9 protein-coding genes are annotated in these 14160 nt (G+C 36.8%); 8 read left to right on the forward strand and 1 reads right to left on the reverse strand.

Features of this window, described 5'->3' with window-relative positions:
• Window positions 1-837 (reverse strand): 5-dehydro-4-deoxy-D-glucuronate isomerase, encoded by an 837-nt coding sequence (kduI, locus tag CHRYMOREF3P_RS05535; protein WP_180564050.1) that lies wholly within the window; start codon window positions 835-837, stop codon window positions 1-3.
• 877 nt (window positions 838-1714) lie between these two features.
• Between kduI and CHRYMOREF3P_RS05540 the strand changes: the two genes are divergently transcribed.
• From CHRYMOREF3P_RS05540 to CHRYMOREF3P_RS05575, 8 genes are all read left to right on the forward strand, one after another.
• Window positions 1715-4735, forward strand: coding sequence for a SusC/RagA family TonB-linked outer membrane protein (locus CHRYMOREF3P_RS05540; RefSeq protein WP_180564051.1), 3021 nt, complete (start codon window positions 1715-1717; stop codon window positions 4733-4735).
• A 12-nt stretch (window positions 4736-4747) separates the two neighbouring features.
• A complete protein-coding gene (locus tag CHRYMOREF3P_RS05545; protein ID WP_180564052.1) occupies window positions 4748-6562 on the forward strand; it encodes a RagB/SusD family nutrient uptake outer membrane protein in 1815 nt (604 codons plus the stop codon).
• An 83-nt stretch (window positions 6563-6645) separates the two neighbouring features.
• On the forward strand, window positions 6646-7668 hold the full coding sequence (locus tag CHRYMOREF3P_RS05550; RefSeq protein ID WP_180564053.1) for a pectinesterase family protein: 1023 nt from the start codon (window positions 6646-6648) through the stop codon (window positions 7666-7668).
• A 39-nt stretch (window positions 7669-7707) separates the two neighbouring features.
• On the forward strand, window positions 7708-9123 hold the full coding sequence (locus CHRYMOREF3P_RS05555; protein ID WP_180564054.1) for a polysaccharide lyase family 1 protein: 1416 nt from the start codon (window positions 7708-7710) through the stop codon (window positions 9121-9123).
• Window positions 9124-9173: 50 nt separating this feature from the next.
• Window positions 9174-10172 carry a DUF4861 family protein gene (locus CHRYMOREF3P_RS05560; protein WP_180564055.1) on the forward strand — a complete coding sequence of 333 codons (999 nt, stop codon included), beginning with the start codon at window positions 9174-9176 and terminating at the stop codon, window positions 10170-10172.
• 9 nt (window positions 10173-10181) lie between these two features.
• The gene (locus CHRYMOREF3P_RS05565) at window positions 10182-11441 is read left to right on the forward strand and encodes a glycoside hydrolase family 105 protein (protein ID WP_180564056.1); all 1260 of its coding nucleotides are present in this window, start codon (window positions 10182-10184) and stop codon (window positions 11439-11441) included.
• A 50-nt stretch (window positions 11442-11491) separates the two neighbouring features.
• On the forward strand, window positions 11492-13132 hold the full coding sequence (locus CHRYMOREF3P_RS05570; RefSeq protein WP_180564057.1) for a glycoside hydrolase 43 family protein: 1641 nt from the start codon (window positions 11492-11494) through the stop codon (window positions 13130-13132).
• 184 nt (window positions 13133-13316) lie between these two features.
• The gene (locus CHRYMOREF3P_RS05575) at window positions 13317-14159 is read left to right on the forward strand and encodes a rhamnogalacturonan acetylesterase (protein WP_180564058.1); all 843 of its coding nucleotides are present in this window, start codon (window positions 13317-13319) and stop codon (window positions 14157-14159) included.
• Window position 14160 lies beyond the last annotated feature (1 nt).

Here is a 14160-nt window from a genome sequence, read left to right on the forward strand (position 1 = left end):
TTACTTTAGTTCGTTAGTTTTGATACCGTCCATATCACCGTAGTCCATATTTTCTCCGGCCATACCCCAGATAAAAGTATAATTGGAAGTTCCGACTCCTGAGTGGATAGACCATTCCGGAGACAATACCGCCTGTCTGTTGGTCATAAAAATATGACGCGTTTCATCAGGCTGTCCCATGAAGTGGCTTACTGTTTGTCCTTCTTCCAGATCAAAATAGAAATAAGCTTCCATTCTTCTGGTGTGAGTATGTGCAGGCATTGTATTCCATACGCTTCCCGGATGAAGTTCCGTCATTCCCATTTGAAGTTGACAGGTTTCCAGTACAGAATTTACAATCAGCTTATTGATTGTACGTTTGTTGGCGTATTTCTCTTCACCCAATTCTACAATTTCGGCTTCACTTTTCGTGATTTTTTTAGTTGGATATGTGTGATGTGCAGGAGCTGAGTTGATGTAAAAATAAGGTTGTGCATCAACTGACTTTTCAAAAACTACTTCTTTAGCCCCTTTTCCGATGTATAAAGCTTCTTTGTTTCCAAGCTCATATACTTCGCCGTCTACCGTCACTTTTCCGGCACCACCAACGTTAATGATTCCCAACTCTCTTCTGTCAAGAAAATACTGAGCTTTCAAATCGTCTGTAGGTTCCAGCTTCAAAGCTTGTGCGGAAGGCATGATTCCTCCTACAATCAGCCTGTCATACATAGAATAGACTAATTTTATCTTATCTTCATTAAATAAATCATTGATTAGAAACTCCCTCCTAAGATCTTCAGTGGTATACTTTTTTACATCTTCGGGATGATGGGCGTAACGAAATTCTGATTGTGACATACTACTATACTTTTCTTTTTGCGGTTTTATCAAAACCTGTTAAACATTGTGTAATCGATTGCATAAAATTACACTAAAATATGATAGAAATACTTGTGGGATAAATATATAATTATTCTTTAATTAGTTAACAAAAAAATAATTTAAATATATAAATATCTAATTTACAGTTAATTAATTTTGATAACAATAATAAAAACAAGAAAATTTCCAAGGAATTACATCAATACTATTACCCAAAATTAATGCTTAAATAGGGTTTAAATATAAAATCATGCCAAAACAAAATGATAAAATTAAGATGTTAATTTGATAATAATAAATAAAAAGTACTATATATATTGTATACAATAAGAATAATTAATATGGAGTATAGAATCTAACTAAAAATATTGATCTGAAAAGATGACAAAAGTCAGAAATATTGCAAAAAAAATAATCTTGACTGTCATTTTGGGAAATTTTTAAGGGCAAAAACAGATAAATTTTAAGCAAAATTTAAGTTTTAAATTAATAAAGAATAAAGAAATTTGATTTCTTTTACATAAATATTCAAACTAAACTAAAATTTACAAATTATTAATTTACAACTATTTACAATATTATAACTATCTATCATTTTACAAATCCCTTCATCTTTCAACAATTAAATTAATGAAAAAATAATATTTTTTTCTTTGCGTATTGAAAAATAATATTAGTTTAGAAGCCAGGATATTTATTATGAAAATTTACGCAATCGATTGCACTCTAAAACGTGTAAAATCTTTCAGAAAATATTTGCCGCTAAAAATCAGTAGAATACTTTACAAATCCACACAAAACAAAACGATTGAAAAAAACTTTCAACCAAAAATTAAAACTATAAGGATACAAAATGGATAAAAGAGTACATTCAATAAAGTGGTTATATTTAACTGTCTTTCTACTTCCTGTCCTTGCTATGGCTCAAGAAAAAGAAACTAAAAAGGAAACCGAAAAAAACATTGATGAAGTGGTTTTGGTAGGTTATTCTAAAGTTTCAAAAAAAGATGTCACCAATGCCGTTGGTTCCGTAAAGGCTGACGAAGTAAAAGATATGCCTGTAAATAGTGCAGCAGAAGCAATTCAGGGAAGAGTTGCCGGTGTTCAGATCACGGCCAGTGAAGGTTCACCCGGCGCTGAAGTTGAAATTAAGGTAAGAGGGGGTACTTCTATTACACAAAGTAATGCTCCTCTCTATATCGTAGACGGAATCCAGATGGATAACGCTCTCTCGATTATTTCTCCTAAAGAAATTGAATCTATTGAAGTATTAAAAGATGCTGCTTCTACCTCTATCTATGGATCGCGAGGTGCCAACGGTGTTGTTTTGATCACCACAAAAGGCGGACGCAAAAAAGCTGCTGCTCAAGTCAATTACAGCGGTTATACTGGGGTAAGAAAAATCACAAACACCATCCCTGTTCTTGACCCTTATGAATTTGTAATGTATCAGTACGAGCTTTATAATAAAAACGGTATAGCTGACGACATGACTACCTTTACAACCCGATATGGTAATTTCAATGAACTTGCTGATAAATACGGAAATATAAAGAAGAGAGACTGGCAGAATGAGCTTTTCGGAAAAGAAGCTTTCAACTTCACTCACAATTTAAGCTTAACAGGCGGTTCCGATAAATCTACTTTTTCCTTGACGTTAAATCATGTGGAAGAAGATGGGATTATGCTCAAGTCCGGCTTCAGGAGAAGCATGGCCAATTTCAAGTATGATTATGATATTTCAAAAAAGCTGAAGGTTGGATTTAATGCACGATACAGCCGACAGCTGATTTCCGGGGCCGGAACTTCGGCAAGCGGATCTCAGGGTACCAACAGATTAAGAAACGCTGTAAGATACCAGCCTTTTGAAGGAGGAAGCAATGTTCCTATTGATGATTTTGATCCTAACTACGCCACATTAACCAATCTTGTAAATCCTCTGATTTTAAATGATAATGAAGTAAAGGATGCAAAAACAAATGATTTATTACTAAATGCGTACTTGAATTATAACATTACGAAAAATTTAACTTTCAGAAGTGTTGTAGGGTATGTTCAGAAAGATAATTTCATCAATCAGTTCTGGGGTACTGTTACCAATGATGCAAGATCCAATAACAATCAGCCGATTGTACAGTTAACGAGAAACCAGACCAGAAGGATTACCAATACCAACACTTTAAATTATACCCAAAAATTCGGAAATCATAAAGTAGATTTATTATTGGGAGAAGAAACCGTACAAACTGACGGAGAAACTTCAAGTACATATACCAAATGGCTCCCAGTTTCTATCTCACCTAATGAGGCTTTTGCTAATATCCAATCTGCAACTCCACCTTCAGGGATGATTCAGGATGCTCCTAAAACCGGTGCATTGCCTCCGGACAGACTTCTTTCCTTTTTTGGTAGAGCAAACTATATTTTTAATAATAAATATATCGTAACAGCCTCCATAAGAGCCGATGCATCCAATGTATTCGGAGCAGGAAACAGATGGGGAACTTTTCCTGCAGTTTCTGTAGCTTGGAAACTTAAAGAAGAAAATTTCCTTAAAAATAAAGAATGGCTGGAGGAGCTTAAATTACGTTTCGGATACGGTCTTGCAGGAAACAACAGAATTCCGGCCTACCTGTATGATACTTTTTTCACGACTTCCACTGACTATGGATATACCTTCGGAAGCGGTGTAACTCCAGGAGCTACTACAGGAAATACTTTGGCAAACAAGAACGTAACATGGGAAGCCACCGTATCTAAAAACTTAGGGATCGACTTCGGTTTTTTTAACGGAAGATTATATGGTAGTATCGACGGATATATTACTGATACAAAAGATTTGTTGGTCTTAGCAAAAATTCCCCAGACCTCAGGATATGAGTATCAATATCAAAATTCAGGAAAAACGCAGAACAAAGGTCTGGAATTTACCATGGGAGGACTTATTGTCAATAAAGAAAATTTCACATGGAAAACAGACTTCAATATTTCTGCCAATAAAAATATTATTAAAAGCCTGGGGGCAAATGTTTCGGGAGGAAATGATTATTATCTGGTGGCTTCAGGATGGGTAAACAGTTTGTACGACTTCATTGCCAAAGTTGGAAATCCGGTAGGTACGTATTATGGATATGTAACTGAGGGACGATATGAGATCAGTGATTTTGATTACAATGCGACCTCTCAGGCCTATACTTTGAAAACCGGAGTTCCAAGCAGCAGTGCTGTGGCTAACGGTTCTAAACCAATTCAGCCGGGAGATCTTAAATTGAAAGATCTGAATGGTGACGGACAAATCACAGCAGCTGACCAGACCGAGCTGGGAAGCGCACAGCCAAAATTCTTCGGAGGTTTCAGCCAGACTTTCAGATACAGAAACTGGGATATGAGCTTATTCTTTAACTTCTCTATCGGAAACAAAGTATATAATGCCAATAAAATAGAGTTTACCACTCAGTATCTATATAGAGACAACAACATGTCGGCAGAAGTTGCAGACAGATGGAGATGGTTCAACGATCAGGGGATAAAAGTTACCGATCCTACAGCTCTGGCTGCATTAAACGCAAATACTACCATGTGGACTCCTCCGCAAGGAAATTACATCCTCCATTCTTACGCCATCGAAGATGGATCTTTCTTAAGGTTGAATAATGTTACCATAGGATATAGCCTGCCAAAAGGCTCTCTGGAGATGCTTGGTATCAAAAATTTCAGGTTGTATGCAACAGTGAATAATTTATTTACCATCACAGGTTACAAAGGATATGATCCTGAAGCCAGTACAAGAAAAAATCCTTTAACTCCGGGAGTTGATTATGCTGCATATCCTAGAAGCAGATTTATTTTAACAGGTATTGATTTAACCTTTTAATTGAAAATTAACATGAAAAAAACAATAATTATATTAAGTTGTATCCTATCTCTTACTACCATACATTCATGTAGCGATTATCTTGAACCTGAAAACTATTCAAGTGTGGCAGAAGCTCAGCAATTCGATAGTGTATCTGACACATTTACCGCTTTAGTGGGAGTTTACAGCCAGCTTGCAGGTGATGATGGATATGGACAGCGATTAGCATTAATATATCCACATTCAAGTGATGATTTCAGAACTTCGGGAGATTACAACTGTAATGACAGAAGAGGTCTCGCAACATTTGGTGCCTGCCCTACCAATACAGAATTAAATAAGCCTTTCTTAAAATTATATTCAGGAATTGAAAGAGCCAATCTTTGCATTAAAAATATTCCGCTGTCTCCTGTTTACAAGACAGGTTCTGACGCTGATAAAAAATTAATGGACAGATACCTTGGAGAAGCTTTGACATTGAGAGCTCAGTTTTATTATGAACTGATCAGAAACTGGGGTGATGTCCCTTTTCAGGACAAACCATCTGCAGATTATGACAATCTTTATTTACCTAAGACAGACAGAGACGTTATTTACGAAAAAATGATTGCTGATCTTGCCCAGGCTGCCACTTTAGTTCCATGGAGATCCGAAGGAAGCACGACCAATGCAAGAATTTCCAAAGGTTTTGTAAAAGGACTGAGAGCAAGAATCGCATTAGCAAGAGCAGGATATTCTTTAAGAAGAAATCCACAGCAGATGGCGAAGGGAACAAATCCTCAAACCTATTATCAAATTGCCCTTGATGAATGTAAAGACATCATGAATCATACCGGTGAACATAGCTTAAATCCCAGCTACGAGCAGGTTTTCAAAGCTTTACATACAAACACACAAGACACCACCAACGAAATCATCTTCTGTGTAGGAGCGTTCGGAGGAAACGCAAGAACAGATAGTAAAATCGGATATTATAATGGCTTAAAGCATGACGACAACTCCAACTGGAAAGGCGGCGGCGGGATCAATGCCCTTCCGACTTATTTCTACGAGTTCAGTAAATATGACTTGAGAAGAGATATGAACGTTGGAATTTTCAAAGTGAATAATTCTAATCAGGCAGAAATCGTAAATGCCATTTCTTTCACAGATTCTAAATACAGAAAATCGTGGACGAATGTAACAGGACCTTCTCAAAACCTGGCTGTTGACTGGCCTTTACTGCGTTTTTCAGATGTATTATTAATGTTTGCAGAAGCAGATAATGAGCTTCATGGAGCACCTTCTTCAGATGCAATCAATGCGGTAAAAGCGGTAAGAAACAGAGCTTACGCTGGAAATTTAGGCCAAGTTGGAACAATTCCTACCGATAAAATTGGGTTCTTCAACTATCTTGTTCAGGAAAGATTATTGGAACTGGGTTGTGAAGGGATCAGAAAATATGACTTGATCCGCTGGAATTTATTAGATGCTAAAATTACGGAAACAAGACAAAAATTAACTGCTTTTGCCAACGGAACAGGTCAGTATGCTAACGTACCATTGAATCTTTATTATAAGAAATCAGTTTACGATCCTACAAAAACAGCTCAGCAAAATATTAATGATATCGATATTTTCTTTACCGGAGGAGACAAATCCCAGGTATTTTATCTGCCTTCTCAGGATGCAACCCCCGTGGGATATACCAAAATAGCGTGGAGAGCCGCAGTGTTACCAACGTATATCAGCGATCCTGTAAAAGGTTTTGCGCAATATTTCCAGCCCAACAAAAGAGAATTATTGCCTATTTACAGTGATATCATTATGTCAAATTATAACCTTACACAAGATTACGGCTACTAGAAATTAAAAGTACATTCATATCAAGTTAAGAATACAGGCTTAGCCTTAGGTTAAGTCTGTATTTTAAAACAAATTAAAACTTTATGAAAACTCCTCTGATTAATAAAAATTTTAACCTTATTTCAATATTTTCGATACTATTGTTAAGTCTTCTTTCTTTTAAAACTGCCGATAAAACGATCGTGGTTTCAAAAGACGGAAAAGGCAACTTTACCACAGTACAACAAGCGATTGATGCTATTGAAAACGGTTCTTCAACAAGAACAAAAATTTTAATTAAATCTGGGATTTATAAAGAAAAAATTATCATTCCTGAAACAAAAGGAGCGATTGTCTTAGAAGGAGAAAATCCTCAAAACACCATCATTACATATGATGATTTTGCATCAAAAAAGAATGCAGAAGGAAAAGATATCGGAACCACAGGTTCTTCTACAGTTTTTATTTATTCAAATGATTTTACAGCGAAAAATATTTCGTTTGAAAACAGCTCAGGAAGAGTCGGACAGGCTGTTGCCGTATTGACCTCAGGTGACAGAATCGCTTTTGAAAACTGCAGATTCTTAGGAAATCAGGATACATTATACTTAAAAGGAGCCCAGGATTTGATAGATAAGACAAAACCATCAAGAAACTACTTTAAAAACTGCTATATCGAAGGCACAACCGATTATATTTTCGGAGCAGGAACCGCCGTTTTTGAAAATTGTACGATTTATTCCAAAGAAACGGCAAGCTACGTGACAGCCGCTTCTACTCCACAGGAAAACGAGTTCGGATTTGTTTTTATCAATTCAAAAATCATCGGAAATGCTAAAGAAAACTCAGTTTATCTGGGAAGACCCTGGAGACCTTTTGCAAAAACCGTTTACATCGATTGTGAAATCAATTCCACCATAAAGCCTGAAGGATGGCACAACTGGAGCAAACCTGATGCAGAAAAGACCACTTTTTACGCAGAATTCAACTCAAAAGGAAGCGGAGCCAATATTTCCAAAAGAGTTTCATGGTCACATCAATTAACAAAAGAAGAAAGAAAAAAATACACTCCAGAAAATATTCTCAAAGGAAACGACAACTGGAACACGAAAAAAAATTTAAAATAAATTAAACCCAACCATCACAAACACCAAAGATTTTCAATCATGAAAAAACACTTCACCCAACTCTTCACGATAGGAATTTTATGCGGTATCTCCTCGTGGGCCAATGCTCAGAAGATATTGAGTTTTCCGGGAGCAGAAGGTTTCGGAAGATACACTACAGGGGGTCGTGGCGGAAAGGTTTGCTTCGTGACAAAGCTTACAGACGATGGCTCAGAAGGTACCTTAAGATATGCTTTAGACCAAAAAGGTCCGAGATATATTGTGTTTAAAACCGGCGGAACCATTTATCTGGAATCCCCTTTAAAGATAAAAGAAGGCGATGTTACCATTGCCGGGCAAACTGCTCCCGGAGACGGAATTACCGTTGCCAACTACGAAACTTTTGTAGGCGCAGACAATGTGGTTATCCGTTACATGCGATTCAGAATGGGTGATCAGAAAAATTATGAAGGCGATGCGTTAGGGGCAAGATTTATTAAAAATCTGATCGTTGATCATTGTTCTATGAGCTGGTCAACGGATGAAACAGTATCTATTTATGTGAATGAAAATACAACCCTTCAATGGTGCGTGATCGCAGAAAGTTTAAGAAATTCTGCCCACCGGAAAGGAGCTCACGGATATGGTGGAATTGCAGGAGGAAGATTGGCAAGTTTCCACCATAATATCTATGCTCATCACGACAGCAGAAATCCGAGATTGGGAGAATATGCGGGAAGTAAATTTGCACTGACTGATCTTACCGATTTCAGAAATAATGTGATCTACAACTGGGGACACAACAACGTCTACGGTGGTGAAGGAATGAACGTAAATATTATCAATAATTACTACAAACCGGGACCCGCAACAATGACCAGACAGAGAATTGTTGCCATCGATAAAAATGAAAAAACCGAAACAGAAGTTTACAACATCTGGGGGAAATATTACATTAACGGAAATTTGATGGAAGGAAATTCAGAAATAACAAAAGATAACTGGACGCAAGGTGTTTTTGCCCAGATGAAACCTTCTTATAATTTGACGGACAAAGATAAAAATGAGATAAAAATCAATCAGCCTCACGATATTCAGAATAATGTAAAAACGCAGTCTGCAAAAGAAGCTTACGAGAAAATTTTACAGATCGGAGGTGCGAGTTTGGTAAGAGATTCAGTGGATTTACATGTTTTAAAAGATGTAAAAAACGGAAGTTTCACTTACAAAGGCTCAAAAGGAAGTTCCAGCGGAATCATAGATTCACAAAAAGATGTCGGTGGATTTCCGGATTTAAAAACAGGAAAGCCCCTATCCGATTCAGATAACGACGGGATGCCTGATGAATGGGAAATTAAGAATAAATTAAATCCAAAAGTTGCCAATTCTAACGAACGGGATTTGGATAAAAACTACGATAATATTGAAGTATATTTTAACGATCTGGTTAAAAAAATAACCGAAAGACAATACTAATAACCATGAAAACTTTTAGTTAAAAAACCAGTTATCTAATAAAGAATATTATGAAATTCAATTTGTTTAGAATAGTAATGGCAGGAGTATTTTTGAGCTCAACATTTTCTCTGGCTCAGACTTCTGTAATTGAAGAAATTAAGAAAAACCCAAAAACTCCCTTTTCCTATGCAGAACTTTCCGTAAAAGAAGGCGGAAAATGGGAAGATAATCAGTACGTTGGAGGAACATTTAAAAATATTAACCAGCTTGTCCTTCCTGGTGAACATACAGACCATTCTTACTATATCAGGTATGAAGGTATTGGACTGGAAAATAACCAGATCGGCTACAGATTGTATTTAGATTGGAGAAATGCAACAGATATTTTTGGTAAAAAAGTAAACACTTTGGTTTTACCTGAAGTCGGGCAAAACGGTTTTGAATCCTATCATCATGATGCGCCGTGGGGACAGGATATTCTGAAGTCCGGCCGTACGATTGGTATCGGTTCTTACGGAAGATATGATGAACAAAATGATTTTGTTGAAACTTTTAAAATTGTAAAAAATACAGCCGTAAAAGTTGTTAATGAAAAAGATCAGTCTTACGCAGCCATTGATTATAAAAGCTGGAAAACCTGGGGCAATGCCATCGATTTACAGTCAAAACTGACGATTTTCAACAGAGATCGGTTTGTAAAAGTAGATTTAAACTTAAGCAATACCATTTCAGGATTATGCACCGGAATTGTTGCTTTTAAAAATATTCCGTTAAAACAGGGAATCAGTAAAAATAAAAAATGGGGCTACATTGCTACTTACGGCAATCAAACCGAAACGAAAAAAGAGGACAATCTAGGAATGGCTATCTTCTATCCTCTCGAAAGTTTTGATAAATATGTAAAAATAAAATCAACTCATACCGTAGTTTTCAAGAAAACAAAAAATGTTTCTTACTACTTTTTGGGAGCCTGGTCATTGGAGCCAAATGGTTTGATAACAGAGGAAGCATTTTATCAGGATTTGGATAAAAAACTGGAAATTTTAGATAAAAATAATCAACTTTAAGTTAGGATCATGAATTTCATTAATAATACAATAAAAGCATACGCTGTGGCCATTCTAGGTTCAGGAATGTTCCTGGCCTGTGCTCAGACCAAAAATATAACCACAGCAAAACCTTCAACAGAAACTTCAAAATCAGGAAAAGTAGTTCCTGCCAATTTGAAATGGTCAGAAAGAATGCTGCTTTCCGAAATGCAGAGATTCCCACAAGCCTGGATGCTTGATTTCAGTAAAAGCCCCAAATGGACCTACCCCTCAGCGATTGTTTTGGACGGAGCAGAAAAAGTATATGCAAAAACAGGCAAAAAAGAATATTACGACTATATCAGCGGTTTCGGTGAAGACCTTATTAAAGAAGACGGTACAATTCTTACCTACGACCTTTCCAAGTATAATATTGATATGCTTAACAGCGGAAATGTTCTTCTTTACCTTTATGAAAAAGAGAAAAAAGAGAAATACCTGAAGGCACTTCAAACTTTACGTTTACAAATCGACGGGCAGCCAAGAACCAATGAAGGATCTTTCTGGCATAAAAAAATCTATCCTTACCAGGTTTGGCTGGATGGACTTTATATGGGAATGCCTTTCTACACCCATTATACAAAAGATTTCACTAAAGGAGCAGATGCTCAGAAAGCGTATGATGATATTGTTTTCCAATTTGATTCTGTTCAGAAAAATCTTTTAGACAAAAAAACAGGACTTCTTTATCACGCCTGGGATGAAAGTAAAAAAGAAGCCTGGGCAAATAAAGAAACCGGGCTTTCGCAAAATTTCTGGGGAAGAGCAATGGGCTGGTACGGAATGGCCATGGTAGATGTGTTGGATTATTTACCTAAAGACCATCCGGGAAGAGCAAAATTAATTTCTTATATACAATCTTATACAGATGCTGTCATTAAAGTTCAGGATAAAAAATCCGGCCTTTGGTACCAGGTCTTAGACAAGCCTTTGGAAAAAGGGAATTATGAAGAAGCAACAGCATCAGCAATGTTCGTTTATACGATCATTAAATCGGTTAACGAAGGTTATCTTCCAAAATCATACAAAGCTGCTGCAAAAAAAGGGTACGACGGAATTATCAAAAATTTAATCACAGTTGATGAAAACGGAGTGGTCAATTTAAATAAATGCTGTGCAGTTGCCGGATTAGGAGGGAAACCATACAGAGACGGCTCTTACGAATATTATGTAAACGAAGAAGTTCGTTCAAACGATGGAAAAGGAACAGGACCATTCATTTTGGCAAGTTTAGAGTTTGAAAAATAAACTAAGACCCGCACCCTAATTCCTATTACCTAGATAATGAATCTGATTTTATGAAGACAAAAATTTTAAATATAGCAGCAATCACATTATTTTCAGTTGCTTCAACATACCTCAACGCACAGGAAAAACACTATGTTTCCGAAGTCTGGACTGCCGATCAGGGAAAAAATTACAGAAATCCTGTCTTATACGCAGATTATTCTGATCCGGACGCTATTCGTGTGGGTGAAGATTATTATATGACCGCTTCGAGTTTCAATGAAGCTCCGGGGCTGCCCATTCTTCATTCAAAAGATATGGTGAACTGGAAACTGGTGAATTATGCACTTCCTGATGTTCTTCCAAACGACCATTTTTCCACACCAAAAAGAGGCGACGGAGTTTGGGCACCAAGCATCAGATTCCATAAAGGAGAGTTCTACATTTATTGGGGCGATCCCGATTTCGGAATTTATATGGTGAAAACTAAAGATCCGCTGGGAACTTGGGAGAAGCCTGTTTTGGTAATGGAAGGAAAAGGGTTAATCGACTCTTGTCCGTTTTGGGACGAGGATGGAAACGCTTATTTAGTCCATGGTTGGGCGGGAAGCCGAGCCGGAGTAAAAAGTATTCTGACGCTTAATAAAATGAATCCTGAAGGAACAAAAGTCCTGGATAAAGGTATTCATGTTTTCGATGGCCACGATGCACATCCAACCGTGGAAGGTCCGAAAATGTATAAAAGAAACGGATATTATTACATTTTTGCTCCCGCAGGCGGTGTTGCAACCGGTTGGCAATTGGTATTAAGATCAAAAAATATTTATGGTCCTTACGAAGAAAAAATAGTGCTGGAACAAGGATCCACAAAAATCAACGGACCTCATCAGGGAGCCTGGGTAGATACCCCTTCAGGGGAAGACTGGTTCTACCATTTCCAGGATGTGGATGCGGGCGGAAGAGTTGTTCATTTACAACCAATGAAATGGGAAAAAGACTGGCCATTTATTGGAACTGATAATAATAAAAACGGAATCGGAGAACCGGTTTTAACGTATAAAAAACCAAACGTGGGGCAATCCTACCCTGTCGCTACACCTCCTGAAACAGATGAATTTGATAGTGAAAAATTAGGAATTCAATGGCAATGGAGTGCCAACGAAAATATCGTCTGGTCATCCAAACTCCCGGGACAAAAATTTTTAAGATTATTTTCTATAAAAGTTCCTGAAGGTGAAAAAAATCTATGGAACGTTCCGAATCTGTTAACTCAAAAATTCCCGGCTCCGAATTTTGCAGCTTCTACCAAAGTTAAATTGACTCCCGAAGATGCTAAAGAAGGAAAAACTGCAGGTTTATTAGTGATGGGGTTAGATCATGAATCAATTGTAATCACCAACAAACCTGATGGGTTTTATCTTCAGTTAAGAAGAGCCGAAAAAGCAGATAAAGGAGGTGAAGAAAAAGTCTTGTTTGAAACAAAATTAAAAGGAAACGAAGCCTATTTAAAAGTAAATGTAAGTGAACCGAACGGCTTATGCCAGTTCAGTTACAGTGAAAACGGAAAAAAATTCACAAAAGCAGGTGACATCTTTCAGGCAAAACCCGGAAAATGGATTGGCGCTAAAGTCGGTTTATATAGCGTTAGCACAACCAAAGCACCTCGCGGAGGATATGCAGATTTTGACTGGTTTAGAATTACTAAAAATTAGAGTTGGTAAATCGCAAAGACCCAAAGAAAATTTAAAGGTATATGCATTAAGGCGCAAGGATTTTATCTTCGATAAAATTTAATACTGAATATTTTGTTAAAAATCTTTGATTTTCTTGCGCCTTAAAACATAATTAAGATTAAAAACTTTGCGTCTTTGCGATTGCCAACAAGATATATTAGTCATGAAAAGAAAATTTAAGATAGTTTCATTTTTATTCGTCGTTTTGCTGTTGTCTTCATGTCAATCACAAAACAACGCCCAAAAGACAACGGCAAAACACAATAAAAAAGTCACCCATATTTATCTTATCGGAGATTCCACAATGGCAGATTATACCGGAGATTACGAACCTGGAAAAGATTATATGAAAGTTCGTTATCCGATTACCGGTTGGGGACAGGTTTTTCAGCCCTATTTTACAAAAGACAGTCTGACATCTCTGAAACCCGCGATGACAACAGATTCTGTTGCTGTTATCGACAGAGCTCATGGCGGAAGAAGTACCAGAACATTTTTTCAGGAAGGAAGATGGAGATATGTATATGAACATTTGCAGCCGAACGATTATGTGATCATGCAGTTTGGTCATAATGACGGTTCTGAAAAGCATACAGAACGGTATGTAAATATTGAAGGATATAAAGAATTTTTAAGATTATTTGTAACACAGACAAAACAAAAAGGGGCAAATCCTATAATCTTAACACCCGTTGCCAGAAATTATCCATGGAAAGACGGCAAACTGGAAAATGTACACGGAGAATATGCACAGGCACCGATTGATATTGCTAAAGAAATGAATGTTCCTTACATAGATTTAAACAGATTATCCATGGAATATTTCACCAAAAAGGGACAGGATTTTACAACGAATCACTATTTCATGAATCTCCCTGAGAATGTGTATGAAGCCTATCCAAAGGGTCAAAAAGACAATACCCATTTTCAGCCGGAAGGTGCAAAAGCAGTAGCGTCCATTATTTACCAGGAATTTAAAAAAGTAATTAAAACTCAAAAAAAATAAA

The sequence above is a fragment of the Chryseobacterium sp. JV274 genome (genome assembly GCF_903969135.1).
Lineage (GTDB): Bacteria > Bacteroidota > Bacteroidia > Flavobacteriales > Weeksellaceae > Chryseobacterium.